The sequence below is a fragment of the Pantoea sp. 18069 genome (assembly GCF_902706035.1).
In the GTDB taxonomy this organism is placed as follows: Bacteria; Pseudomonadota; Gammaproteobacteria; order Burkholderiales; family Burkholderiaceae_C; genus Comamonas.
Window position 1 is genome coordinate 1 of record NZ_CACSJA010000010.1, and the last position, 25,488, is coordinate 25,488.

Sequence of the window (25,488 nt, forward strand, 5' to 3'; positions counted from 1 at the left end):
CGACCTCCAAGCGCAAGCCCAAGGCTGCTCAGGCCAAAGGCTATGTCGATGGCCGCATCGCCCGCTCACATGTCTCCACTGCTCGTGTGCTTAAACAGGCTTCGGGGAAAAGACCTTGAAAGGGATGGTTCTCAGAACGTGTTCATGATCTCAACGCGTCGCGTTGGGACGCAATCGGGATGAGTTCGAAGCGCTGGTGCGCAGCTTGCACCGGGGTGCAAGCAAGCTGCAGCGCGAAGAAATCGCCCGATTTCGTCCCAACCCTTCGGGACAGTGCCTTGGCGGGCGGTCTGCGTCGTTGCAGATCCTCGCAATAGCAGGGCTATTGCTGCGGTACTGCGCCTAGCATCCCATCCCGCCAAGGCGCTGTCGCGGCGCGAAGAGATCGTGAACACGTTCTAAGCCCACCAACGAAATCGCCGCAACACGCACTGTGTTGCGGCGATTCGGGCCTGGGAAATTCACTGGTGATTGAGGATGAAGTGCTCTGGCACAGGCGGTTCCCAGATATGGAGCGCATCTTCGGGAGGGTAGTCTCCCGAAGGGTTGGGACGAAATCGGGAGATCTCTTCGCGCTGCAGCTTGCTTGCACCCTGGTGCAAGCGGCGCCGCAGCGCTTCGAACTCATCCCGATTGCGCCGCAATGCGACGCGTGGAGATCGCAAACACGTTCTTAGAACGTGTGCAGCATGCCCAAGTGCACTGCCGTGGCCCGCTGCCCGGCGCTCGGGCCGGCGGCGCCCAGTGCGGCCTGTTCAGCCAGCGCCGGGCCGAGGCGATAGGCCGCCATGTTCTTGTTCGACAAGCGCGCCACATTCACATACAGCGTGGTGCGCTTGGACAGCGAATGCCAGTAGCCCATGCCCAAGGACGAGGCGTCCGCGTTGTTCGCGTCCTTGTGCACATAGGACGCCTTGATCTGGCCCACTCCCACGGGCACGGACGCACCGAGCAGGTAGCCGTTCACGTTGGCCAGACCGTCCACCCTGTTGGTCTGTGCCTGCGCATGCAGCTTCACGACGGTGAGGTTGTAGGACGCTGCCACCGAAGTCGTGCGGCTGGAGACGGGGCCCCCCGGCAGACCGACGGAAGCCCCGGCAACCCGGCTTTGCTCCACGTATGCACCGACGTAAAAAGGTCCGTTGTCGTAGTCGATGCTCACGGCACTCGCCCTGCCGACGGCCTGGCTTTCACCCAGCGCATGGTACAGGCGTGCCGAGGCGCCGCCCCACTTCGGCGTGATGTATTGGATGGCGTTGTCGTAGCGGAGGGTATATCCGCGCTGTACCTGCAGAAGGTATGGCTGGCCCCCCGGGCCAAACCGCAGGAACGGATCCGCGCGCAGCGATTGCCACAGGCCAGGCGCCCATTGGCTTCCCAACTGCAGCGAACCCAGCCGGGGGTTGCTCAGGCCCACATAGGATTCGCGGTTGAAGAATTTGCCGGCGTCGGTGGCTGCGCCCGTGTCCGCCTGGAAGCCTGACTCCAGCTTGAAGTAGGCCCTGTAGCCATCACCCAGGTCTTCGCTGCCGCGTACACCCCACAGTGAAGCATCGCTGGTCATCGCGGTCAGGTGCGACGATGAACGCGTGGGCGTGGAGCCATAGCTCAGATGTTCGACGCCGACGTTGAGGCGGCCGTACAGCGTGACGTTCGATTGCGCGTAAATGGAAAACGGAAAGGTAGCAGCTGCGGCTGCCATGGCGAGCACGGATTTCTTCACTTTGTCTCCTTATGTTGTGAGCCGCTGCACGTGGTTGCAAGCGACTGGGTCCCGAAGATAGGGAGTGAAGGTGTTCCGGAATAGATGACGAAATCGTCTGTCCGATATCGCTGGCGCATCGGCTTGACGCAGGGGACGCATCAAGCCGATGCGCCGCTCCCGTGAGGCCGTGCAGAGCGATTCAGAATCAGTGGCGCCTGCGCGTTTTTGTTATCTACCGGCAACCCCTCCGGGCGCTTAGAGTTCTTGCAGTAGGAGACATTGAAAACCCATGAACACGACTGCAAAGCCCACCAAGATCGACATCTACAACCACGTCATGCCGCCCGCCTACCTGGAGCTGGTGAACCGCCATGGCAAGGAGCCTGGCATGGTCCGGCGCATGAATTCCCTGCGCATGCTTTGGGACATGGAGGCCCGTGTGAAGATGCTGGACCAGTGGCCCGAGGTGCGCCAGGTCATCACCTGTGCGGTGCCTTCGCCCGAGATGCTGGGAGGACCCGATGTCTCGCCGGGATTCGCCCGGGTTGCCAACGAGGGAATGGCTGACATTTGTCGCCAATGGCCCCACAAGTTCCCGGCCTTCGTTGCTTCATTGCCGATGAACAACCCGGCGGCCGCGCTCGACGAGATGGACTACGCGATCGAGGTACTCGGTGCCAAGGGCGTGCAGATCCTGACCAGCATCAATGGCAGCGCCCTGGACGGGCCGGAGGTGTTCCAGATCTTCGAGCGCGTGACCAAGAAGCATGGAATGCCGGTGTGGATGCACCCCACGCGGCCGGCCAGCAGGGCGGACTACCCCGACGAGGACAAGTCCCAGTACGAGATATGGCAGGTGCTGGGCTGGCCCGTGGAGACCAGCGTCGCCATGGCCCGCATGGTGTTCTCGGGGCTGCTTGAAAAGCTGCCGGACCTTCGCCTGATCACGCACCACTGCGGCGGCATGCTGCCCTATTTTTCCGGCCGCGCCGAAACGCTGTGGGCCCAGCTGGGCAGCCGCAGCATCGATGGCTCGGACGCCGATGCGCTCAAACGTCTGTCCAAGCCGCCGATGGAATACTTCAAGATGTTCTATGGCGACACGGTGCTCGGCGGATCGAGCTCCGCGCTGCGCTGCGGTCTGGATTTCTTCGGCGCCGACCACGTGGTGTTTGCCAGCGATTGCCCCTTCGATCCCGAAGGAGGGCCCATGTTCATCCGCGAGGGCATCCGTTCCATCGAAGACCTGGACCTGAACGAAAGCGATGCGCGCAAGCTGTACTTCGGCAACGCGTATAAATTGCTCGGGATGCACGGCGACTGCTAGAAGCACTGCGGCCTTCGGGTCGCTCGTGCGGGATTCTCCGGATGCCAGGCGCACATGGGAGGATCGATAATTTCAGGCTTTCTCCCCTTTCCCCCCCCATAGTGCATCCACCGCCAAGATCCGCCAGTGAAGTTCAACTCGATTCGTGATTTTCTGGCGGTAGCGGAACGTGGAAGTTTGCGTGCCGCAGCGCGCCAGCTCGGGCTCGCGCAGCCGGCCATGACGCGCAGTATTCAAGAGCTGGAAAAGGAGCTCGGTGCGGTCTTGTTCGAGCGCCGTGCGAAGGGCGTTCAACTTACGTCCATGGGAGAGGTATTCCTGCGGCGCGCAAAGGCGGTGCGAAGCGAGTTCCAGCGTGCCCAGGATGAGATTGAACAGCTCCAGGGCGCGACGCGCGGGCACATCCGGATGTGCCTTTCTAGCGTTTCCCACATGGCCTTGCTTCCCAATGCCATGGGGCCATTCAGGCAGGCCTTTCCCAACGTGACGCTTGACCTGTTCGACGCGGTCTTGCCGCGGGTCGAGCTGGAGCTGATTGGTGGGACGATGGACTTCTACATCGGCCCCATCCTCGGAGAGGTTTCCGGCGAGCTGACGGTGGAGAAGCTCTTTGACAACAAGCGCGTAATACTTGGCCGAAAAGGGCATCCTCTGTCATCCGCGAGATCGTTGCATGACCTCGTGGACGCCGAATGGGTCAGCACTTCGGTGACGCATCGTGCAGAGGATGAGCTGTCGCCATTGTTCAAGCAGCACGGCCTGCCTGCTCCCAGGCTGGTGGTGCAGGGCCACTCTGCATTGACCTTCTTTTTCGTGGTGGCGCATTCCGACCTGCTGACGATGCTTCCTCAGCAGTGGGCTCAGGTGCCCTTGTTCAAGGGCTTCCTGCAGCCGATCGACGTGCAGGAGTCATTGGCCGCGCCTCCCATCTGCATTGTCCGCCGTACGGGCCTGCCCCTCACACCTGCGGCCGAATACTTCTGCGACATGATCCGCCGGGCCGCAATGCACATGGACTTCGTGGCGCATTGAGGCGGTAGCGCTCGCTGCGATGCAATCGCGGCATCGGTTCTTCATCTTTCTCATCTGTCCGTTGTTCTTCCGAGGCCTTACGCTGCACCTTCGGTGGGTGAGTGTGCGCCTGCGCATTGCCCGGCAAGTATTTCAACGGAGACAAAAAGCATGAATACATCCTCATTTCAACCGGGCCATGCCGCCAAGGTCGCTGGCGATCTGACGGGGCGGGTGCGGCTGCCAGGCAGCGGCATCAACCGCCCGCCGCTGCCGCTCGTCGTGGCATTGCACGGCGGCACCTATACCTCGCGCTACTTCGATGTCCCGGGCGCATCGCTTCTGGATTGCGCGGCGGCCAACGGCATCCCCGTCGTGGCGCTGGATCGCCCGGGTTACGGCGCCAGCCCCGCGCTGCCTGCCGGGCAAAGCACGGTGAAAGGGCAAGCCACCTATCTGCTGAAGGCCCTGGAAGACTGCTGGCAGCGCTATGGCGAAGGCACCCGGGGGATTTTTCTGATCGGCCACTCCATCGGTGGTGCCATCGCTGCCAGCATCGCTGCACAGGCGGCCAGCGCTTCCCCCGCCTTCCCGTTGCTGGGCTTGGCCTTGTCGGGCATGTGCCTGAAGACGCCTCCCGAGCACAAGCCGCTGTGGGAAAGCCTGCCGGACACTCCTACCGTGGAAATGCCTGGGCCCGTCAAGGTGCAGATGATGTTCGGCCCGGCGGGGAGCTACCACCCTGCCATCGTCGAAGCCAGCCAGGCAGCGGACGCGCCCGCGCCCAAGGCCGAACTCGTGGACATCGTCAGTACCTGGACCGCCAACGCACCCGCGACGCTGGCCGCCATCCGCGTGCCGGTGCATTACCGCCAGTCGGCGCAGGATCCGCTCTGGATCATGGGGGCCGCAGAGGTGGACGGATTTGCCAGGGCACTTGAAAATTCGCCCCGCGTGGATGCCGCCATGGTCCAGCAAACGGGGCATTGCATGGATTTCCATCACTATGGCCACTCGCTGCAACTGCAGCAACTGGCATTCGCGCTGCAGTGCGCATGCGAGGCCGCATGAGAACAATCCGCAGAAGGCATCTGCTTGCGTGCCTGGCTGTCTCGGGCAGCTTGCTTGGGGGCGCCTTGAGCGCCAATGCGCAAAATCGTGCGCCTTTCCCCGCCAAGGCGGTCACGCTGGTCGTTCCATTCACGCCTGGCAGCGGCAGCGACACCATCGCCCGCCTGATCGGCCCGCACCTTGCTGCCAAATGGGGGCAGCCGGTGGTGGTGGACAACAAGCCCGGTGCCAGCGGCAGCCTGGGCACGCAAGCGGTTGCCCGGGCCGAGCCGGACGGCCACACGCTGCTGATGGCGATCAACACGCACACCATGACGCCGGCAGTCCAGCCCAGTCAGCCCTATGACGCGGTACGCGATTTCGCCGCCGTGGCCAAGCTGGCGGAGGCCAACTTCGTGCTCGCCGTGCATCCAGGCTTGCCGGCACAGGATGTGAAGTCGCTCATTGCGCTGGCCAAAAGCCAGCCAGGCCGGCTCAACTACGCAACGCCGGGAAATGGCACGCCCCACCATCTGGCCATGGAGCTGTTCAAGTCGGACAACGGGCTCTTCGTGGTCCACGTTCCCTACCGCGGCATCGCCAATGCCACCACCGACCTGATCGGCGGCCAGGTGCAGATGATGTTCGGGTCTGTCCCCTCCCTGCGCACGCAGATACAGGCGGGGCGCGTGAAGGCCCTGGCCGTGACGGGGGAGGGGCGCAGTGAGCTTCTGCCCGCGGTGCACACGTTCCGCGAGCAGGGCTATCCCGCGATGGATGCGGTGGACGCCTGGTATGCCGTGCTGGCGCCGGCGCGCACGCCTGCCGACCTGGTGCAGCGCCTGAACCATGATTTTGTCGAGGCGATGAACCGTGCCGACGTGAAGGCCGAGATGGCCAAGCAGGGCTTGCGCGTCAGTACGGGCACGCCAGCCCAGATCACCGCGCTGATCGGCAGCGATGCGGCCCGGTGGAAGGCGGTCGTGCAACGGGCAGGCATCACTCCCGACTGAATCGGCCGGCGCGGGGCTTCGCTGCTGCGCCGGATGGAGAAAGAATGCCAGTCAGGCCATCGCCGACTGGCATTTTTGTTGGCAGCTGCGATCTGCCTGCATGGCGTGGACCGCGCCAAAAGCGCGAATGCCCCTGGATGCGCCATTGCACCAGGGGCAGGTTCGGGTTTTCTGTGTCTGCAATACGCGCTGCGGTGATGCGCCGCAGAAAGGCCTTACACGGGATAGTGGAGCGCGCCTTGCGTGAGCGTGGTGAGGCGGATCTCGGTGAAGTCCTCGATGGCGTAGTGGCCGGAGCGTCCCCACCCGCTGTCCTTCACGCCCCCATTGGGCATGGCAGGCTCTCCGGCCATGGTGGCGCCATTGATGTGCACCATGCCGCAGTCGAAGCGTTCTGCGAGCGCGAGACCTCGCTGGGCATCACGGGTCAGGATGCCGGCGCAAAGTCCGTAGGGCGTCGCCAGCGCTTGCGACATGGCGTCCTCGGTGCTGTCAACGGCTTGGACAATCAGGACCGGGCCAAAGGTTTCTTCGCATGTGAGCTTGGCCTGGGCCGGCACGTCCACCAGGATCGTGGGTTCATAGACGCGGCCATTCGCTTTTCCTCCCGTCACCACGCGCGCGCCCAAAGCCACAGCCTCGTCCACGCGCTGGCTTACCTGGGCCAGCGCCCTGTCATTGATGAGTGGGCCGATCACGGTGCCCGGCAGAGCTGGATCGCCAGCAGGCAATGACCTGGTCTTGGCCGCCAGGCGATCCACGAAAACGTCGGCGATGGAGCGATCGACCAGCACCTTGCGCGTGTTCATGCAGATTTGACCTTGGTGGAAGAAGGCGCCGAAGGCCGTGGTGTTGACTGCCTGATCGATGTCCGCGTCTTCCAGCACCAGCAGGGGGTTGTAGCCGCCCAGCTCCAGCACGATGCGTTTGAGGGCCCGTCCCGCGCGCTCGGCCAGCATGCGCCCGGTGGCCGAAGAGCCGGTGAAGTTGATGCTGCGCACATGCGGGCTTTCAAAGAAGGCGTCGGCAATGGGGGCCGCTTCGCCGGGGCCGTGCGTCACCACGTTGAATGTGCCGGCGGGAAATCCGGCTTCCTCCAGCACTTCGGCCAGTACCAGCCCGGCCGACAAGGGTGCCTCCTCGGAAGGCTTGAGCACCATGGTGTTGCCAAAGGCCATGGGCAGCACCACCGTGCGCCAGGCCAGGCAGAATGCGCCGTTCCAGGGCGCAAAGCCGGCCACCACCCCCAAGGGCTTGCGCACGGCCATCGCGAACCGGCCCGGGGTGTCGCTGCGCAGCACATCCCCCACGGGCCGGTACCCCCAGTTGGCGGCTTGGCGCAGGAGGTCTACGGACCAGCGGATCTGAAAGCGCGCAAAGCCCGAGGCGGTTCCGGTTTCTGCCGCCAGCAGGCGCACGAAATCTTCGGTGCGGCGCTCCACGATGTCGGCCGCCGCGAGGAACAGCCGCTGCCGCTGCCCGGGAGGCATTGCGGCCCATGCGGGAAATGCGGCGTGGGCGGCATCGATGGCCGCCTGCGCATGCTGCCGTGTGCCGGCGGCCACCTGCGCCACCACTTCGTTCGTGAACGGATTGTGGTCCGGGAAGGTCGCGGAATCGGGGGCGCTCCAGCGGCCTCCAATGAAGTGGGTCGTGTGCTCGAGAATTTTTGACATTTTGTCTCCGGTTCAGGTGTTGTGGTGTTCGAAAGGGTCAAAAGAAAAGCGTGTTGGCCATTGCGCGGTACTCGTCGGTGCTGGGCGCATAGGCAGCGTTGCGGTTGAAAGGGCTGCTTGCCATGGCCCTGGCCAGTTCGTCGGGGTCCGTCACCCGATAGCCTGCGCGGCCCAGGTGAGACGGCAGGCCCAGCGCGGCATTCAGCGCGCGCAAGGCCGGTGCCAGATCGAAGCGCGAACCGAGCTGGAGTGCCTGCGCCATGCGGTCTGACTTGGCTGGAACCTTGGCTGCGGCGATCTCCATGGCGCAGGGCAGGGCGGCTGCCACGAGCATGCCGTGGTGCAGGCGCTGGTCGCCGCATGCCAGGGCAATCGCATGGGCCGGCCCCAGGCCCTTGTGGATGGCCACACCTCCTGCAAACGACGCCACCATGAGTTCCTGGCGCGCACCGTCCGATTCGGGGCGCAGCGCTTCGCGCACGTGGCCGTAGGCCCTGCTCAGCCCGTCGAGCGCAATGGCATCCACCAAGGGGTGCGGTGGGTCCGCGAGATAGCCTTCCAGGCAGTGCGCCAGCGCGTCCATGCCCGTCGCAGCAATGAGCCGCTGTGGCAGGCTTCGCACCAGCATGGGGTCGCTGACCACAGAGCGGGGAACGAGGAAAGGGCTGCGCGTGCCAATGGCCCGCGTGTTCTGATCGGGGTGCAGGCCGGTGGCGGGTGAGCTCTCGCTGCCGGTACCGATGGTGGTGGGTATGGCCAGCAAAGGAGCCACCCCCGGACCTATGAGGTCGGGGCGCCCGAGCAATCCGCGTGCGCCTGCGGCCGGTGCCTGTGCCAGTGCCGCCAGTATCTTGGCCGTGTCGATGACCGATCCCCCGCCCAGCGCGACGATGCCGTCACAGCCGGCCTCCCGGTAGACGGCGAATGCCTGGTCTGCATCCAGGCAGGTGGGATCCTCCGATGCCAGCAGGTGGCGCGCACTCGATGGGGGCAGAAATGCGGCCACCGTCTGCAGCACGCCGGCCCGCTCGAGACCCACGTCGCTCAGCAGCAAGGGGCGCGCAATGCGCAGAAGGGCCAGTTCGCCGGCCAGGCTGGAGATGCTGCCTGGACCCAGGACCCAGCGGGGCAAGGGCAGCACGGCAGCGTGTTGGGGGGGAGAAGGCTCGGTCATGTCGAAGCATCCTAGGGAGCAGGACCGACACGTGGAAGATGGCATTTTTGAATCACTGATAGCGCTTCTGAATCACCCGGACAGGCGCCAGCGAGCGCCACCTTGCCCGACAGCCGGTGCCAGGCCCTTGGTGCGGTGCAACGCTGGTGGCGGTCGCGCCGACAGGCCCGGCATGGTTGCGGAGCGATACGGAAAGTGCATCAGTGCCAGCTTTTGCGCATCTTTTGCAATCACGGTGGCCGCTCTAGAGTCAGTGCGCGCTTGCGCTCCCCTTATGCGCTCATTTCAACCAGGAGATTCATTCCATGCAGAGGTCCATCCTTGCCGCCGCCGCAGCCACCGTTGTGGGTGCCACCGTCACGGCATGCGCCGTTCCCACAGAGCTCACGCCGGTGACAGTCGGCACCGTGCTTCGCAATGTCACGGTGGTCGACACCCGGACAGGTTCGCTGGCGGGCAACATGGCCGTCGTCATTGACCAGGGCAAGATCCGCCAGGTGCTGCCGGACGCTGCCGTGCGTGTCGGCGGCAACGCCACTGTGGTGGATGGCGCGGGCAAATACGTGGTGCCCGGCTACCTTGACATGCACACCCACTCCCTTCCGTCCGCGGTGTTTCAGAAGGCGCCTCAGTGGCCGCTGCTGATCGCCAACGGTGTCACAGGCATACGCGAAATGGCCGGCGCGCCCCCGCTGATTGCCGCTGCCCAGCAATTCAATGCCGCGCGCACTGCCGGCGCGCTGGACGCGCCTGAAGTCCTGCAGATTCCAGGCCCACCGGTGGTCGGCGCGCGTACCCCCGAAGACGGCGTGGCCGCAGTGCGCCAGACGAAGGCGATGGGCGGCAGCTTCGTCAAAGTGGTCGGCGCCTCGCCCGCCGCCCTGAAGTCCATCGTCGCCGAAGCCCGGGCGCAGGGACTGGATGTGGCCGGCCATCTCTCGCCAGGCATGGGCGCCGTCGAGGCCGCGACCATAGGCTGGACGGCCATGGAGCACCTGGGCGGTGGCTGGAGCATTGCGCTGGACTGCGCTAAGGACCAAGCCGCCATCCGTGCCGATCTGGGGGCCGGCAAGGGCGCCACCATGCCTTCGCCATTTCCGCCCACGTTCGCCATCAGCCCTTTCATTCACGGCGCGGCGGATGCACCGTTCGTGCAGCGCTCGCTGGACACCTACGACAGTGCCGCCTGCGACACCGTCACGAAAACCGTGGTGCAAAAGGGTACGTGGCAGGTGCCCACGATGATACGGCTGCAGACCATGACCAACAGCGACAGCGCCGAGTTCCGCAACGACCCCAATCTCAAGTATGTGGACCCGACGACGCGTGCTCTTTGGAACAAGCTTTCGAAGGACTTCGAGGACCTGCAGCCTGCTGGCGCCGCCGCGACGTTCCGAAGCTCCTACGCCTCGTTCGAGCGCACCCTGGTGCAGCTGCGCGAGAACGGCGGTGCCTCTAAGATGCTGATCGGCACGGACATCGGCGGTATCTGGGTGGTGCCCGGGTTCTCGCTGCACCAGGAGTTTCGCGCGTTCGCGAAAGCCGGCTTCACACCGCTCGAGATCCTGCAGGCCACCACGCTCAACGGTGCGCGTTTTCTCCATCGTGAGAGCACGATGGGCACGGTGGAAGCCCACAAGAACGCCGACCTGGTGCTGCTGGACGCCAACCCGGTGGCCGACGTCGCCAACCTGTCGAAGATCGCGGGAGTGTTCAATGCGGGCAAGTACTTCCCGAAGAGCACGCTGGATGCAATGACCGCGGCGGTGGCGACAGCCAATGCTGCCGCGCCGGTCCGCGACCCCAGCACGGTGATCGATACCAGCCACCGCCACTGACCGGCCACCGGCCTGTGAGCGGTGGCCGGCAGCACCGCTCCTACAGGTGAAATACTGCGACTGTGCTGGCCAGGCGGCGCGTCTGCTCCTGCAGGCTCAGGGAGGCCGCCGCCGATTGCTCAACCAGCGCTGCATTCTGCTGCGTCATGTTGTCGAGGTGGACGATGGCCTCGCTGATGGTGCCTATCTCTGCCGACTGGTAGCTCGCGGCGTGGTGGATGCCCTCGATCATCTCGCCCACCCTCCGCACGCTGTCGACGATGCGCGCCATGACCGCGCCGGCCTCGGCCACCAGCAGGGCGCCGCTGTCGACCCGGGCCGTGGACGCCTGGATCAGGGTCTTGATCTGGCTCGCAGCCTCGGCACTGCGCCCGGCCAGTGTGCGGACCTCGCTCGCCACCACGGCAAAGCCGCGCCCTTGCTCGCCGGCGCGCGCCGCTTCCACGGCGGCGTTGAGCGCGAGGATGTTGGTCTGAAAAGCGATGGCGTCGATCACGCCGATGATCTGCGCAATGTGGCGAGACGACTGGTTGATCTCCTCCATGCTGGCCACTACCTGGGACACGACCTGACCGCCCCGGCTGGCCGCTTCGGTGGTGGACAACGCCAGCGCATTTGCCGCGGTAGCCGCCCGCCCGCTTTCTCTTGCCACATCGGCCAGTTGCTGAACCGATCCGCTGGTTTCTTCCAGGCTGCCCGCAGCCGTCTCGGTGCGATGGCTCAGATCCTGGTTGCCGGCGGCGATCTCGATGGCGGCGTCGTTGATGCAGCGCGAGGTCTCGTGGATCATGGTCACGGTTTCGCGCAGCCGGCTGGTCATGCGCCCCATGGCCGCGTGCAGGGAATTCCTGATGCCGGGCGTGGCATCCCAGTCCAGCCGGCCCGCGGCAACTTGCTCGGCCACCCGGCGCAATTCGTCCGGCTCGCCGCCAAGCTCATGCCAGACGGATCGCACGATTAGCCACGATGCCAGGCCCAGTACCATCAGCACGGTGAGGGCCGTCAGCGCGCTCGCGAGCACGGTGTTTCGCAAGGCCTTTTCGAGCCCGTCGAAGCCGGCCTCGACCGCGAGCCGGGTCTGCCCGACCACGGCCTGCCGGTCGGCGCTCCATTGGGCCTGCGCGCTGCGCCGTTGCGCGACGCGCCCCGAAACGTCCTGCCCGGACATCATTCCCTCCACCACGGCGAAGCCGTGCTCGCGGTGTGCAGCAAAAGAGGCCTTGAGCGCCGGCGTGGTGCTGGCCAGCCGCTGTTCGATCTCCTGCGCATGCTCTTTGGCCTCCTCGAGCTTGCGGGAGTCTCCCATGGCCGCAGCTTCGAGTGCGTTGTCCATGCGTTCGGACAGACGCTCCATCTGGAGGGTGACTTCCAGCAGGCGATTGTCGGTGTGGCGCAACTGGTTCAACTGCGAGGCACTGCTGGACGCGATGACCAGGCTGCTTGATACACCCAGGCCGAACACGAGACATGCACTCAAGGGCAGCGCCCATATCTTCTGGCGAAATTTCACGTGGCATTTCCTTTGGGGGCATGGCCTGGCCTCGCCCCGCGTTGTGAGCGACCCCGTTCAAGAGATCGTTCGAGAGCTTGTTCGAGAGAAGGACCCTGGCGCCGATGTGCCGATGTGCCGCCAGGTCCGCTGCAGTGGCAGCGCCGTCTTGCAGCGCACCTGCTTGAGCGCAAGGCCGGACCGGATCTTCGGGACCTGGCCCCTGGGCGACAGCCGTTCCACGGTGAAGCGTTCCCGTGGGGCCATGTCGTTCACCGCAGACCGGATGCGGCAGTACTGCGTCACTTCATCGTGCATGCGCATCGGCTGCGCGAAATGCTCGAGCGCGTCGAGGTTCCGTTGCCTGAGGCCGATGAAGACGTCGGGGTCCGTGACCCGCCGCCGGGCAGCGTAGGGCAGCGCGAGAGGCGGCCGTATCAGTCCACGGCTTGCCAGTGACCTCGCCGGGCACGGCGCGCGCGCTCGACGTTGCACAGGCTGGCGCCGGCCCGCAGTTCGCGGAGGATCCGAAGCGCCACCGCGTTGATACCCGTCATGGCCTTTTTGCGTCACTCTCCCGCATGAAGGCATCCAGCGCCTCGTTGAACGCGTCGGATACCTGTTGCGGAAAATGGTGAGGCGAGGGAATCACCAGCCGGCGGCCGCCGACGACCTCGGCCACGCGCTCGGAAATCGCTTCGAAAGCGGGACTCCAGCCGCCCGACACGACGAACACCGGCACCCCGGCCTGCCGAACGGTGGCAAGCTGGTGCGCCAGCGTCTTCCGGTTGGGCAGCTTGAGCCGCAGGATGGCGCGCCCCATCCGCCGGAGTTCGTCCTCGGACGAGTGCCCGCCAATGTCGTCGGGGATATTGGCCAGCTTCATGAAGCGCACGATGCGCGAGCGCGCAGACAGGGAGAGGAACAGCACGTTCACGATCTGCAGGCCGAAGCGCCGCACCACCGGCACGTCCATCGCAAGCGCAGCCATGGCCGGTTCGATGAGGGTCAGCGAGCGCACGCGCCCAGGGTTGTCCGCTGCTGCCGCCAAGGCCACGCACCCGCCAAAGGAATGGCCCACCAGATGCACTCCGGCATCGTCCATCAGTGCACCTACCAACTGGCCATCTGCCCGGGCGTCGTCGGGGCGGCCGGGACAGGGCGTAAGCCCATGCCCAGGCCGGTCGGGAACGATGACCTGCCAGCCTTGCTCGGCAAGCCGCCTTTGCGCCACGAAGTGGCGTTCGCCACCGAGGCGGCTGCCCTGGGCACTGCCGTGCACCATCACCACCTTGGGGCCGGTTTGGCCCCAACTCGTCAAATGCATCGTGTCGTTGTGCAAAAGGGTCTCCTTGTGTTTTTCGGGCATGGCGTCAGACACCTACGTATTCCTGCAGCAACTGGGGTTGCTGCCGCAGCTCTTGCGAGGTGCCGCGCCAGACCACGCGCCCTTTTTCCACGATGCAGTGGCGGTCGGCGAGCCGCAGCAAGGGAGCGATGTTCTTGTCGATCACGATCAGCGACAGGCCTTCGCCTTTCAAGCGCTCAAGGCATTTCCAGATCTCGGCGCGCACCAGCGGTGCCAGGCCTTCGGTGGCTTCGTCCAGGATGAGCAGCTTCGGGTTGGTCATCAGCGCCCGTCCGATCGCCAGCATCTGCTGTTCACCGCCCGAAAGGTTGCTGCCCAGGTTGCGCTCACGCTCCTGGAGGCGCGGAAACATGTCGTACACGCGCGAGAGCGTCCAGGGCGAGGCATGCTGCTGCCGGTTGCCAGCGGTCGCGACCAGGTTCTCGCGCACGGTGAGGTTGGGGAAGATGCGGCGGCCTTCCGGCACGAGGCCGACGCCGCTGCAAGCCACCCGGTGTGCCGCGCGCCCCGTCACGTCCTCACCCGCGACCCGCACTGAACCCCGGCGGGGCGTGAGCAGGCCCATGATGGACTTCACCGTGGTCGATTTGCCCATGCCATTGCGCCCGATCAGCGTGATCACCTCGCGCTCGCGCACGTCAAAGCTCATGCCGAACAGCGCCTGGCTGCTGCCGTAGAAGGTCTCGATACCGTTCACTTCCAGAAGTGTCTTCATACTGTCTCCACCTGATCTCCCAGGTATGCCATGCGTACATCGGGGTCGTTGCGGATCTGCTCGCTGGTGCCGCAGGCAATCGCCTTGCCGTAGACCATCACGGTGATCCGGTCGGCCAGGGCGAACACCGCATCCATGTCGTGCTCGACCAGCACGATGCCGTAGCGGCCCTTGAGCGTCTGCAAGAGGCGCACCATGTCTTCCGACTCCTGATGGCTCATGCCCGCCATGGGCTCGTCGAGCAGCATGACCTTGGGCTGCAGCGCCATCGTCATTGCGAGCTCCAGCTGCCTGTGCGCACCGTGCGCCATGGCCGATACCGGGGTTTTCGCCTGCGCGCCCAACCCTACCTGCTCCAGCAGGGCCTGCGCCGGCCCGAGCAGGCTGGCGTCGCCAAGCACGGGTTTCCAGAAGGAGAAGTTGCGCCCGCTCGCACCCTGCACCGCCAGCATCACGTTCTCGAGTGCCGTGAATTCGCGGAACACCGACGTGATCTGGTAGCTGCGCGAAATGCCCATGCGTGCCCGGCGTTGCACCGACTCGCGCACCAGTTCGCGCCCGTCAAGCAGGATGCTGCCGGCCTGCGGCATGAGTTCGCCGCAGAGCTGGTTGATCAAGGTGGTCTTGCCGGCGCCGTTGGGGCCAATGATGGCGTGCAGCTCGCCGGGCCTGACCTCCAGGTTGAAGTGGTCCGTGACCAGCAATCCGCCAAAGCGCTTGACCAGCCCGTTGACGCTGAGCGTGGATCCCTTGGCGGCGTTCATGGCTTTTCTCCATAGCGGGCGGTGATGATCCCGTAGATGCCGTCCTTGAGCTTGAGCGCGACCAGCAGGGCCATCAGGCCCAGCACGCCCAGCCAATGGTTGCGCACGAAGTCATCGAGCACAGGCCAGCCGATGTTGAACGAGGAGAGAAGATCCTCCATGCTCAGCCACAGGATCGCGCCTGCCACCGGGCCGACCAGCGTTCCCAGGCCGCCGAGCACCGCCATGACGATCAGATCGCCGGAAACCACCCAGTGCATGTAGGAAGGGGAGATGAAGCGCGTCAGGTTGGCCAGCAGCACGCCGGCCAGCACACACACCAGGGCCGACAGCACATAGGCCGTCAGTTTCACCCGGGACACGGGCATTCCCAGCGCCTCGAGGCGGCGCTCGTTCGTGCGGCAGCCGCGCAGTACCATGCCGAATCGTGCGTGCACCAGCCGGTGGAAGGCGAACAGAACCGCAGTGAGCACGCTGAAGATCACGTAGTACAGGACAACGTTGTTATTCAGGTCGATCACGCCGAAGTCGCTGCGGTCGGTGATGCTGAAGCCATCGTCGCCGCCGTACTGCTTGAGGCTGACCGCCAGAAAGTAGAACATCTGTGCGAACGCGAGGGTGATCATGATGAAGCCCACGCCCTTGGCGCGCAGGCACACCAGGCCGATCAGCGCGGCCAGCACCGTGCCAACTCCCAGCGCCGCTGCCAGGTGGATCCAGCCGCTGCCGATGCCGTGGAAGGACAGGACACCCACCACATACGCGCCCAGGCCGATGTACAGTGCGTGCCCGAAGCTGACCATCCCGCCGTAGCCCATCACCAGGTTGAGTCCGGTGGCGGCCAGCGCGAAGATCATCATGCGCGACACCAAGGTGACGTAGAAGCTCTCGCCCGTGAAATGCGAGAAAACGGGTACCAGCGCAAGCAGCGCAATCAACGCAACTGCGACCTTGGTCCTCATGGCAGGGCGCCGCGCGGGAGCCGGACTTCCTGCGGGACAGGCATCATTTGGAGTCATTGGGGGTATCAGAGCTTTAGCCATGTTTCACCGGGAACAATCCGGCAGGCCGTACTGCGAGCACGACTGCCATGAGGAGATAGATCAGCATCGAGGCGATGGCCGGCCCGGCTGTTTGCGCCAGCGAGCGTTCCATCAGTTCGCGCATCAGCCCCGGCATGAAGGCCCGGCCGATGGTGTCCACGACCCCCACGATGAGCGCTCCGTAGAAGGCGCCGCGGATGGAGCCAACGCCGCCAGTGATCAACACGACCAGGGTGAGGATCAAGATAGGCTCGCCCATGCCCGGCTGCACCGAAAAGATGGGGCCGGCCATCAGCCCGGCCAACCCGGCGAGTGCGGCGCCAGCGGCAAAGACAAGGGCGTTGAGCTGGCCGATGTTGACGCCGAGCGCCGAAACCATTCCCGCATCGGTGGCTCCGGCGCGGATGAGCATGCCGACGCGCGTGCGGTGCACCAGCCAGTACAGCGCAGCGCCCACCAGCAAGCCGACGGCGATGATGGCCAAGCGGTAGGACGGGTATGCCACACCAAACAGGTCCACCGTGCCGGCCAGGGCTTCGGGTACGTTCATGAACACCGGCGCCTGGCCCCATCCGAAACGCGCCACTTCGTTGAAGATGAGGATGACGCCGAAGGTGGCCAGCACCTGGTACAGGTGATCGCGCTCATAGAGCCGCGAGATCACCGTGCGCTCGAGCACCAGCCCGAGCAGCAGACTGCCCGCCACGGCGGCCAGTGCGGCCAGCATGAAGGAGCCGCTCCACCCGTATACCGTCGCGGCAAAGTACGCCCCCATCATGAAAAGCGAGCCATGCGCCAGGTTGATCACATGCATGATCCCCAGCACCAGAGTCAGTCCTGCGGACAGCAGAAACAGCAGCACGCCGAGCTGAAACCCGTTCAGCAACTGCGTAAGCACCAGTGAGCCTGTCATTTCGAATACTCCTTGAAAGAAATCGCGCCGGGGGCGATCACTTCAGCGGGCACTGTGCGTGGTAGGCATCCTGGTGGGACTTGAGCGGCGTGGCCACCGTTTTCAGGGTGTGGCGCTCCTTGGCGTCCTTCACCACGGTGAACGCGAAATAGTCGTGGATCGGGAAATTGTTGTTGCCGAACTTCAGCACGCCGCGCACCGAATTCGGGTTGCCGGCCTTCAGCGCGGCCATGAAGGCCGGCTTGTCGCTGATGTTGCCCTTGACGCGGGTGATGGCGGTGTCCAGCAGCAGCGCCGCATCGTAGCCCTGCGCGGCGAACAGCGAGGGGATGCGGTTGTACTTTTTCTCGAAGGCCTCCACGAAGCCCTTGTTGGCGGCATTGTCGAGATCAGGCGCCCACCAGTGCGTGCTGAAGAGTCCCAGGCCCGAGTCCTTCAGCGCCGGCAACGTGGTGGCATCGAGCATCGACGAGGTCTGCAGCGGAATGGTCTTGTTCAGTCCGGCTTGCTGGTACTGGCGGATGAAGTTCACTGCCAGCGCACCAGGAAAGAAGGCGTAAACGGCATCGGGCTTGGCGGCGGCGATTTGCGCGATCTCGGCGGAGAAGTCGGGCTGTGCCATGCCCGGTGCGAGTTCTTCCAGCACCTCGCCCTTGTACGTGCGCTTGAAGCCCTGCAGTGCGTCCTTGCCGGCTTGGTAGTTGGGGGCGATCAACACCATGCGCTTGTAACCTTTGTCGGTGGAGAACTTTCCAGCCGCCTCCGCGTGACCGTCGTTCTGCCAGGAAACGATGAACTGGTAGGGCGAGCACTGGGCACCGGCCTGGGCAGACGGGCCGGCGTTGGAGCCGATCAGGAACACCTGCTTTTCGGTGATCGGGCGGTGCACCGCCAGCATCACGTTGGAGCCCATCACGCCGGTGATGATCGGCACCTTCTCTTTCTCGACGAGCTTTTGCACGATCTGCAAACCTACATCGGGTTTGAACTGGTCGTCCTCCTTGAGCACCTGCACCGGCACGCCTCCGAGCTTGCCGTCGCGTTGCTCCAGTGCGAGCATGAAGCCATCGTAGTTGTCTTGACCTAGGGCACCGATGGGGCCGGAGAAGGTACCGAGGTAACCGATTTTGATAGGCGTCTGGGCCTGCGCCTGAGCGCAGAACGAAGCGCCCAAGGCCAGGATGGCGGTGGCGTTCTTGAGGGTTCTGAGGTTGAACATGCTTGTCTCCGATGTAGTGAACGTGCGGCCTTTTGTGGTCAAGGCTCTTGCACGGGGTGGTGAAATCAGCCGGGCATCGCATACCGCATGGCAGGCCGCAACGGGCCTGCGCCGGCAATGTGCACGCCCTGGTCAGGCAGATTGGGAAGCGTCACATGCGCACTCGATGCATGGGAAGCAGCAGGCATGCTAGAAGCGTCCCAGGGCACCAAGAAGATGCCAAAAAAGATCGAGTGATTCACCGGGGGTATCGCGGCCGATGGCCACCAGCCCTGCGCAACGCGGCGATCGCCGGCCTGGGCATTGCGCTCGTGCCCGGCTTCAGCGCCCGGGCGGTGCTCACTGCGGGCCGGTTGGCGCAGGTGCTTGCGCAGCGGCGGCCCATGGGCGCATTCGGCCCAATGCATCTACGCGATGCGCCCCTGTGCGGCCCATGTGCCGCGCGCAGGTCGTCGCAAAAGTGCATTCAGGGCTGCAAACCCCGCTTCGCGCAGTACGTCTGCGCGTACTGTCGGCTTGCCTCGATTTACAGCGCTTCGATTTTGACGATAGCCAGGCTCAGATTGTCGCCCGCGCCCCCGGCGCGTGCGCGCGCCTGCCGGATCAGCGATTCGGCCGCATCGCGCGGCGATAGTGCCTGCAGCAGCGCGGCCAGTTCCTCGGCGTTGAAATAGTGCCAGAGGCCGTCGCTGCAGGCCAGCAGCGTGCTGCCTGGCTGCAGTTGGGCGATATGGTGCGGTGTCGCGGGCGGCGCCGAGGTCGCGCCCAGGCAGCCGACCAGGATATTCGACTGCGGGTGGCTGCGCGCCTGCAGCTCGGTCAGGTCGCCGCGGTCGACGAGCGTCTGCACATAGGAGTGATCGCGTGTGCGGTGCAGCAGCCGGTCCTCGTGGAAATGGTAGATCCGGGAATCGCCCGAGTGCACCCAGTGGCAGGCGCCGCTGGGTTGAATGATGAACGCGGCCATCGTGCTGTGCGGCTCCTGCTCGGCCGAAAGCGCCGTGAGCCGGATCACGGTATGCGCTTCCTGCACCATGGTCTGCAGCAGCAGCATTGCGTCGTCGCTCGCCGGGTCGTAGCGCTCGAACAGCTGGCTGCAGGTGAGCATGACCTGGTCCGACGCCTTGCGCCCGCCGCTGCGTCCGCCCATGCCGTCCGCGACCACGCCCAGCACGCAGCCATGCAGGCGTGCGTGCGTGAGCAGCAGGACCTGGTCCTGCTGGTATTCACGGTCACCGCGGTGCAGTCCGGTCGAGGCAAGAAGACGAAAAGAGGCAGGCATGGAGCGATGCGGCCCACGAAAATGAGGGGGAAGTGCGCGTGCCGACAGTGTAGCGGCAGGATTTCTCGCGCTCCTTCGGGCTTGCCCGGTGTGGCGCGATGCCATCAGCGGGCATGCACGCGGGCGGTGCATGCCCGGCAGCCCGGCGCCCGGCTCAGCCGCAGGCGTATTCGTTGAATGCCAGGCGGTTGAGCGCGGCGCAGACATCGGCCATGCGGCCCGAGATCAGCAGCCGGCCGCCCTCGCTCTGGGCTTCATTGCGCAGTATGCGCACGCCGCCGCGCGCTGCAGGCGGGCACAGCGGCAGGCGGGCGACGGACGCGGGGCGCGCGGAATGCAGTGTGCTTGGGGCCGACGGCGAAGGCCGGCGGTTGACGGCGCCCGGCGCGGCCGTCAAATGTCCGAACAGCATGTCGTTCTGGGCGTGGCGCGAGAAAGGCAGGGCCTGCAAAGCAAATTGCATGTGATATCTCCAGCAAAGGTACTAGGACGGCCGTAGCCGCGGCGGCCGTAGCCGTGCTTCGACCGGGCCGCGCACGGCGTCAGTCGAAAGGTGCAATGCATGGGCCTGGGAGGGCCCAGCGGGGAAACAGGCCTGTTACATGAACATGCTGTTGCGGATCAGGCCCACCGCCAGGCCTTCGATCGCGAACGGTTCGTCAGGCTTGACATGGATGATGGGGAAATCGGGATTCTCGGGCAGCAGTTCAATGCCGGTGCGCGTGCGGCGCAGGCGCTTGACGGTGACTTCATCGCCCAGGCGCGCGACTACAATCTGGCCGTCGCGCGCGTCCTTGCTGGCCTGCACGGCCAGCAGGTCGCCGTCCATGATGCCGGCGTCGCGCATCGACATGCCGCGCACCTTGAGCAGGTAGTCGGGCCTGGCCTGGAACAGGCTGGGTTCGACCGCATAGGTCTGGTCGATGTGTTCTTGCGCCAGAATGGGCGAGCCCGCAGCCACGCGGCCGACCAGGGGCAGCACCAGCGAGGCCATGGCGGCCAGCGGCGATGCGAAGCTCGCGCCGCGCGCGGCGTTGATGTTGCGCACCGTGTCATGGCGCAGGCGGATGCCGCGCGACGTGCCGCTGACCAGTTCGATCACGCCTTTGCGCGCCAGGGCCTTCAAATGCTCTTCGGCGGCGTTGGCGGAGCGAAAGCCCAGCGTGCCGGCAATTTCGGCGCGGGTCGGGGGCGCACCGGTGCGCTCGATGGCAGACTGGATCAGGTCCAGGATTTGCTGCTGTCGCGGTGTGAGCTTGGGATGGTCGAGCATGGCGGTCCTTGTGCAGATGGGTGCTGGCTAAAGCAATCTGTTTTTTTATACAGTGACTGTATTTTTCACCAGTTTTCAAGGAGCCGCAAGTGGGCAATTCAAATAATGTGGTGATATTGGCCACAGGCGGCACGATTGCGGGCACGGCGGCCCGTTCTTCGCAGTCCGTGGGCTATAGCGCCGCGCAACTGGGCGTGGACCAGTTGCTGGCGGCCGTGCCGGATCTGGCGGAGGTCGCCGGCGGCGGCCTCATCGCGGAGCAGGTGGCCCAGCTCGACAGCAAGGACATGGATGACGCTGCCTGGCGGCAGCTGGCCTTGCGCTGCCGGCATTGGCTGGCGCGCGCCGATGTGGCGGCGGTGGTCATCACCCACGGCACGGACACGCTGGAGGAAACCGCCTGGTTTTTGCAGCAGGTGCTGCCGGCGGGCGGCAAGCCCGTGGTGCTGACCTGTGCGATGCGGCCCGCGACGGCCTTGCTTGCCGACGGCCCGCAGAACCTGCGCGATGCCGTGGCCTGCGCCGTCGATGCGCAGGCCCAGGGCGTGCTGGTGGTCGTCGCAGGCCAGGTGCACGGCGCACGCGCGGTGCGCAAGCAGCACCCCTACCGGCTCGATGCGTTTTCCTCGGCCGAGCAGGGCGCCATGGGCTGGATCGAAGAAGGGCAGGTGCGCTGGCAGCAGCCGCCGCAGTGTCGGCTCCCCGAAGCCTCGGCTTGGCAAGCCGATGTTGAGGCCTTGCCGTGCGATGACTGGCCCTGGGTCGAGGTCGTGAGCAGCCATGCGGGCTGCGATGGCCGTGCGGTCGATGCCCTGCTTGCCCAGGGCGTGCAAGGCCTGGTCGTTGCGGCCACGGGCAATGGCACGCTGCACCGCGCGCTAGGGCCGGCCTTGCACAGGGCGTTGCAGGCGGGCGTGCCGGTGTGGCTGAGCACGCGCTGCAGCGAAGGGCAGCTGGTGGCGGCGCAGGGCCATGCCACGCAGGCCGAACGGCAGCCCAGGCCCGTGGACCTGCCGCCGTTCAAGGCGCGCATCAGCCTGCAGCTCGCACTGCTGGCGCATCGCGCCTAGATCATCTTGCGCGCAGCCCGCAAAAAAGGCCGCAGCCCGGGGGCGCGGCCTTTTTTCCGGCGCTGTAGGGCAGCGCCGCAGCCGGCAATCAGCTGGCGAGAGCCGCGAGCGCGCGGGCGGTGATCTCTTCGACCGTGCCCATGCCACTGATGGCGCGGTACTGGGGCGCCTGGGCGGCATCCTTTTCGGCCCACTGGCGGTAGTAGTCGACGAGCGGGCGCGTCTGGTCGCTGTAGACCTGCAGGCGCTTTTGCACCGTTTCTTCCTTGTCGTCTTCGCGCTGCACCAGGTCTTCACCGGTCTCGTCGTCCTTGCCGGGCACCTGGGGCGGGTTGAACTTGACGTGGTAGGTGCGGCCCGAAGCCGGGTGCGAGCGGCGCCCGCTCATGCGCTCGATGATGGCGTCGAACGGCACATCGATTTCAAGCACGTAGTCGAGCTTGACGCCCGCGGCCTTCATTGCGTCGGCCTGGGGAATGGTGCGGGGAAAACCGTCGAACAGGAAGCCCTTGGCACAGTCGTCCTGCAGGATGCGTTCCTTGACCAGGCCGATGATGATCTCATCGCTGACCAGTTGACCCGCGTCCATCACCGCCTTGGCCTGCTGGCCCAGCGGCGTGCCGGCCTTGACGGCAGCGCGCAGCATGTCGCCGGTCGAGATTTGCGGGATGCCGTACTTCTGGCAGATGAAAGCAGCCTGTGTGCCTTTGCCGGCGCCGGGAGCGCCCAACAAAATCAGTTTCATGGAAATCCTCGAAGTGTTGAAATATTTTTGGGCGACGATGGAGCCGGCCGGCAGTTGCGCCGGCGCAGGCCATGTCGCGTTTTTTCGCGGCAAGGATAGCACGCGAGCACCCCTGTGGAATGCGCGCCGCTGATGGATTCGTGACACCGGCCATGCCGGGCAAAGTGGCCAGTCAGGCGCATTCGCCTGTGCTGTGCATGCGCTCCCTGAATTTGCGAATTGTTTTGATTTTCTGTTATTTCAGAAAGTAGCGGTTGAAATTCCCACGATTTGTGGTGCGCACGCTGGCCGATTGTTGCGCTGCGGAACGCGCGCAGCCCTCGGAACCTGCTTGCGTTCTCAGTCCAGCAGCGCGCGCACGCGCTCGAGGTCGGCTGGCGTATCGACGCCTGCGCCGGGCGCGTCCTGCGTCACATGCACTGCAATCCGGTGTCCGTGCCACAGCGCGCGCAGCTGTTCGAGCGCTTCGAGCGCTTCGGTCGGTGCGGGGGCGAGCTGGGGAAAGTGGCGCAGAAATCCCGCGCGGTAGCTGTAGATGCCCACATGGCGCAGCGGCGCAAAGCCCGCATGGCCGCCAAGGGCCGCGGCGTTGTTCCACCAGGCGTGGTCGGCGTGGTCGCGTGCGAACGGAATCGGCGCGCGGCTGAAATACTGGGCCAGGCCCTGCGCGTCGCAGACGAGCTTGACCACGTTCGGGTTGCGCCAGTCTTCCAGCGTCTCGATTGCGTGGGCAGCGGTTCCCATGCTGGCTTCGGGCCTGTCGGTCAACAGTTGCGCGACAGCGTCGATCAGCTGCGGGTTGATCAGCGGCTCGTCGCCCTGGACGTTGACCACGCAATCGCTGCCGTCGAGGTCCAGCTGCTCGCAGGCTTCGGCCAGGCGGTCGCTGCCGCTCGCGTGGTCGGCGCGCGTGAGAATGGCCTGCACGCCATGGGCTTCGCAGGCCTCGACGATGCGCTCGTCATCCGCGGCGACGACCACTTTCGTGGCCTGGCTCAGCAGCGCGCGCTGGGCGACCCGCACCACCATGGGCAGGCCGGCGATGTCCGCCAGCGGCTTGTCGGGCAGGCGGCTCGAGGCCATGCGCGCGGGAATCAGCACCGTGAAGCCGCTGCTGGTGAACAGCGCGGGCGCGGCGTGGGCGTGCGTGTCGGCGCTCACGCTTCGAGCTCCTCGTCGCTCAGGGTGCGGGCTTCGTTCTCCAGCAGGATGGGCATGCCGTCGCGCACCGGATAGGCCAGGCGCGCGCTGCGCGAGACCAGTTCCTGGCGCTCGCGGTCATAGGTCAGAGGGCCCTTGGTCACAGGGCAGACGAGCAGTTCGAGGAATTTGGCGTCCATGGCGGTAGGAAAAGAAGATCAGTGATTCGATGATAGTGAGAGAGCCTGCTCCAGGGCAGGGAAGAATCCCTCGGCAATGGAAATTTCCAGTGGCACGGCCCAGGCTTCGGGGTGTCTGGTCCACAGCTTGACCGCATCCTTCTCGGTGCAGATCAACGCCTTCGCGGCGCCGTTCATGCCGTTCCAGCTCTCAAAATTATAGTGATCGGGCAAGGCCTCGGTCGTGGCCAGCGTCAGGCCCTGGGCCTGGAGCATGGCGAAGAAGTCCGCGGGCCGCGCCACGGCCGCGAGCGCGTGCAGCGGCTGGCCGCGCAGCGCCGTCAGGGCGATGCGCTCCCCGCGCGCGTTGTGCGCATGGCCCGCGAGCCGGCGCCGCAGCGCAAACGCGGGCGCCGGCCCGGCAGGGCGTGCACCCGCGTGCAGCACCAGATCGACCTTGCGCGGCCAGGGTTCGCGCAGCGGCCCCGCAGGCAAGAGGAAGCCGTTGCCCGTGCCTTCGTCGTTGAACACGCACAGCTCGACATCGCGCGCCAGCGCCAGGTGCTGCAGCCCGTCATCGCAGACGATGACCTGCGTTGCCGGGTAGCGCGCGCGCAAGGCCCGCACCGCATCGATGCGCGCGCGTGCGACGAACACCGGCGCGCCGCTGGCGCGTGCGAGCAGCGCGGGCTCGTCGCCTACGCTGTCGGCCGGGCTGTCAGGCAGGGCTTCGCGGCAGTCCTGGGTGCTGCGGCCGTAGCCGCGCGAGACAATGCCCACGGCCAGGCCGCGCTGGCGCAGATGGCGCACCACGGCCAGCGTGACCGGCGTCTTGCCCGCGCCGCCGGCGATCACATTGCCGACCACGATCACCGGAATGCCGGCGCGCTGCTGGCGCAGAAGCCCCGTCGCATACAGCGCCCGGCGCAGGCGCACCAGCGCGCCGTAGAGCAGCGACAGCGGCCACAGCGCCCAGGCCAGGGGCCCGCGTCGGCGCCAGGCAGTCTGAAGTGTGGAGGAGGAGGCCATCAGGGGGAAAGCGGCCAGCCGGCAGAAAGCGCGTTCAGCGCCGCTCGGTCTTGGACGACTGGGTCGCGAAAGTGATTTGCGACAGGCCCGCGCGCCGCGCGGCTTCCATCACCGAAATCACCGCCTGGTGCGGCGCGGTGGCGTCGGCGCTGATGATCAGCACGCTGTCCGGGCCGTTTTGCGCCAGGCCGTTCAGGCCCTGGGTCAGGGCGGCGACGCTGGTGTCGGCCAGCGCCGTCCTGTTGATCGCATAGCGGCCGTCCGCGGCCACGGAAACAATGATTTCCTGGGGGCGGTTGCGCTGCTGCTCGACGTTGGCGACCGGCAGCGTCAGCTGCAGTTCGGTGAACTTGCTGTAGGTGGTCGACAGCATCAGAAAGATCAGGACCACCAGCAGCACGTCAATGAACGGGATCAGGTTGATCTCGGGCTCGTCGCGGTGGCGGGGACGGAAATTCATCGGG

25 protein-coding genes are annotated in these 25,488 nt (G+C 65.6%); 7 read left to right on the forward strand and 18 right to left on the reverse strand.

All coding sequences use genetic code 11. The features are described 5' to 3' along the window. Positions 1 to 673: 673 nt before the first annotated feature. On the reverse strand, positions 674 to 1,723 hold the full coding sequence (locus GVL12_RS09875; RefSeq protein WP_159913367.1) for a porin: 1,050 nt from the start codon (positions 1,721 to 1,723) through the stop codon (positions 674 to 676). Positions 1,724 to 1,994: 271 nt separating this feature from the next. Between GVL12_RS09875 and GVL12_RS09880 the strand changes: the two genes are divergently transcribed. From GVL12_RS09880 to GVL12_RS09895, 4 genes are all read left to right on the forward strand, one after another. Further along, positions 1,995 to 3,032, forward strand: coding sequence for an amidohydrolase family protein (locus GVL12_RS09880; RefSeq protein WP_159913369.1), 1,038 nt, complete (start codon positions 1,995 to 1,997; stop codon positions 3,030 to 3,032). A 126-nt stretch (positions 3,033 to 3,158) separates the two neighbouring features. After that, positions 3,159 to 4,064, forward strand: coding sequence for a LysR substrate-binding domain-containing protein (locus GVL12_RS09885; protein WP_159913371.1), 906 nt, complete (start codon positions 3,159 to 3,161; stop codon positions 4,062 to 4,064). Positions 4,065 to 4,214: 150 nt separating this feature from the next. Further along, the gene (locus tag GVL12_RS09890) at positions 4,215 to 5,114 is read left to right on the forward strand and encodes an alpha/beta fold hydrolase (RefSeq protein ID WP_159913373.1); all 900 of its coding nucleotides are present in this window, start codon (positions 4,215 to 4,217) and stop codon (positions 5,112 to 5,114) included. Next, entirely contained in the window at positions 5,111 to 6,106 is a 996-nt protein-coding gene (locus tag GVL12_RS09895; protein ID WP_159913375.1) for a tripartite tricarboxylate transporter substrate binding protein, read from the forward strand. Before GVL12_RS09890 ends, GVL12_RS09895 begins: the two co-directional genes overlap by 4 nt. 215 nt (positions 6,107 to 6,321) lie before the next feature. On the opposite strand, the gene GVL12_RS09900 is transcribed toward GVL12_RS09895, so the two are convergent. Next, the gene (locus tag GVL12_RS09900) at positions 6,322 to 7,782 is read right to left on the reverse strand and encodes an aldehyde dehydrogenase family protein (protein ID WP_159913377.1); all 1,461 of its coding nucleotides are present in this window, start codon (positions 7,780 to 7,782) and stop codon (positions 6,322 to 6,324) included. A gap of 37 nt (positions 7,783 to 7,819) precedes the next feature. Beyond that, positions 7,820 to 8,956 carry an iron-containing alcohol dehydrogenase gene (locus GVL12_RS09905; RefSeq protein WP_159913379.1) on the reverse strand — a complete coding sequence of 379 codons (1,137 nt, stop codon included), beginning with the start codon at positions 8,954 to 8,956 and terminating at the stop codon, positions 7,820 to 7,822. 305 nt (positions 8,957 to 9,261) lie between these two features. On the opposite strand from GVL12_RS09905, the gene GVL12_RS09910 reads away from it, so the two are divergent. Continuing rightward, a complete protein-coding gene (locus GVL12_RS09910) occupies positions 9,262 to 10,794 on the forward strand; it encodes an amidohydrolase family protein (protein WP_159913381.1) in 1,533 nt (510 codons plus the stop codon). A gap of 40 nt (positions 10,795 to 10,834) precedes the next feature. Here the strand turns inward: GVL12_RS09910 and GVL12_RS09915 are convergent, their stop codons facing one another. The 10 genes from GVL12_RS09915 to lexA form a co-directional block, all read right to left on the reverse strand. Next, on the reverse strand, positions 10,835 to 12,304 hold the full coding sequence (locus tag GVL12_RS09915) for a methyl-accepting chemotaxis protein (protein ID WP_159913383.1): 1,470 nt from the start codon (positions 12,302 to 12,304) through the stop codon (positions 10,835 to 10,837). Positions 12,305 to 12,836: 532 nt separating this feature from the next. After that, positions 12,837 to 13,664 (reverse strand): alpha/beta fold hydrolase, encoded by an 828-nt coding sequence (locus GVL12_RS09925; RefSeq protein WP_235033843.1) that lies wholly within the window; start codon positions 13,662 to 13,664, stop codon positions 12,837 to 12,839. Further along, positions 13,657 to 14,367 (reverse strand): ABC transporter ATP-binding protein, encoded by a 711-nt coding sequence (locus GVL12_RS09930; protein ID WP_159913385.1) that lies wholly within the window; start codon positions 14,365 to 14,367, stop codon positions 13,657 to 13,659. The genes GVL12_RS09925 and GVL12_RS09930 overlap by 8 nt, the downstream gene beginning before the upstream one ends. Next, positions 14,364 to 15,131: an ABC transporter ATP-binding protein gene (locus tag GVL12_RS09935; protein WP_159913387.1), complete on the reverse strand. Its 768-nt coding sequence runs from the start codon at positions 15,129 to 15,131 to the stop codon at positions 14,364 to 14,366. Before GVL12_RS09935 ends, GVL12_RS09930 begins: the two co-directional genes overlap by 4 nt. Next, positions 15,128 to 16,093, reverse strand: coding sequence for a branched-chain amino acid ABC transporter permease (locus GVL12_RS09940; RefSeq protein WP_200843649.1), 966 nt, complete (start codon positions 16,091 to 16,093; stop codon positions 15,128 to 15,130). The genes GVL12_RS09935 and GVL12_RS09940 overlap by 4 nt, the downstream gene beginning before the upstream one ends. A gap of 73 nt (positions 16,094 to 16,166) precedes the next feature. Then, positions 16,167 to 17,087, reverse strand: a complete 921-nt coding sequence (locus GVL12_RS09945) for a branched-chain amino acid ABC transporter permease (RefSeq protein ID WP_159913391.1) — start codon at positions 17,085 to 17,087, stop codon at positions 16,167 to 16,169. A 37-nt stretch (positions 17,088 to 17,124) separates the two neighbouring features. Beyond that, positions 17,125 to 18,306, reverse strand: a complete 1,182-nt coding sequence (locus GVL12_RS09950) for an ABC transporter substrate-binding protein (RefSeq protein WP_159913393.1) — start codon at positions 18,304 to 18,306, stop codon at positions 17,125 to 17,127. Positions 18,307 to 18,832: 526 nt separating this feature from the next. Further along, a complete protein-coding gene (locus GVL12_RS09955) occupies positions 18,833 to 19,588 on the reverse strand; it encodes a PP2C family serine/threonine-protein phosphatase (RefSeq protein WP_159913395.1) in 756 nt (251 codons plus the stop codon). A 154-nt stretch (positions 19,589 to 19,742) separates the two neighbouring features. Beyond that, a complete protein-coding gene (locus tag GVL12_RS09960) occupies positions 19,743 to 20,051 on the reverse strand; it encodes a hypothetical protein (protein ID WP_159913397.1) in 309 nt (102 codons plus the stop codon). 135 nt (positions 20,052 to 20,186) lie between these two features. Beyond that, positions 20,187 to 20,861 (reverse strand): transcriptional repressor LexA, encoded by a 675-nt coding sequence (gene lexA / locus GVL12_RS09965; protein ID WP_159913399.1) that lies wholly within the window; start codon positions 20,859 to 20,861, stop codon positions 20,187 to 20,189. A gap of 89 nt (positions 20,862 to 20,950) precedes the next feature. Between lexA and GVL12_RS09970 the strand changes: the two genes are divergently transcribed. After that, positions 20,951 to 21,931 carry an asparaginase gene (locus tag GVL12_RS09970; protein ID WP_200843650.1) on the forward strand — a complete coding sequence of 327 codons (981 nt, stop codon included), beginning with the start codon at positions 20,951 to 20,953 and terminating at the stop codon, positions 21,929 to 21,931. An 88-nt stretch (positions 21,932 to 22,019) separates the two neighbouring features. On the opposite strand, the gene adk is transcribed toward GVL12_RS09970, so the two are convergent. Beyond that, positions 22,020 to 22,676, reverse strand: coding sequence for an adenylate kinase (gene adk, locus GVL12_RS09975; RefSeq protein WP_159913401.1), 657 nt, complete (start codon positions 22,674 to 22,676; stop codon positions 22,020 to 22,022). Between adk and GVL12_RS26880 the strand changes: the two genes are divergently transcribed. Then, entirely contained in the window at positions 22,675 to 22,809 is a 135-nt protein-coding gene (locus tag GVL12_RS26880) for a hypothetical protein (protein ID WP_306770590.1), read from the forward strand. The two genes, adk and GVL12_RS26880, sit on opposite strands and share 2 nt — an antisense overlap. Before the next feature lie 206 nt (positions 22,810 to 23,015). Here GVL12_RS26880 and kdsB read toward each other — a convergent pair whose 3' ends face one another. Genes kdsB through GVL12_RS09995 form a run of 4 tightly spaced genes read right to left on the reverse strand, consistent with a single transcriptional unit; the run spans position 23,016 to position 25,484 of the window. Further along, positions 23,016 to 23,777, reverse strand: a complete 762-nt coding sequence (gene kdsB / locus GVL12_RS09980; RefSeq protein WP_368855042.1) for a 3-deoxy-manno-octulosonate cytidylyltransferase — start codon at positions 23,775 to 23,777, stop codon at positions 23,016 to 23,018. Positions 23,778 to 23,833: 56 nt separating this feature from the next. Further along, positions 23,834 to 24,016, reverse strand: a complete 183-nt coding sequence (locus GVL12_RS09985) for a Trm112 family protein (RefSeq protein ID WP_159913403.1) — start codon at positions 24,014 to 24,016, stop codon at positions 23,834 to 23,836. 18 nt (positions 24,017 to 24,034) lie between these two features. Next, positions 24,035 to 25,024 carry a tetraacyldisaccharide 4'-kinase gene (gene lpxK / locus GVL12_RS09990; protein WP_159913405.1) on the reverse strand — a complete coding sequence of 330 codons (990 nt, stop codon included), beginning with the start codon at positions 25,022 to 25,024 and terminating at the stop codon, positions 24,035 to 24,037. A 34-nt stretch (positions 25,025 to 25,058) separates the two neighbouring features. Next, positions 25,059 to 25,484 (reverse strand): biopolymer transporter ExbD, encoded by a 426-nt coding sequence (locus GVL12_RS09995; RefSeq protein ID WP_159913407.1) that lies wholly within the window; start codon positions 25,482 to 25,484, stop codon positions 25,059 to 25,061. Positions 25,485 to 25,488 lie beyond the last annotated feature (4 nt).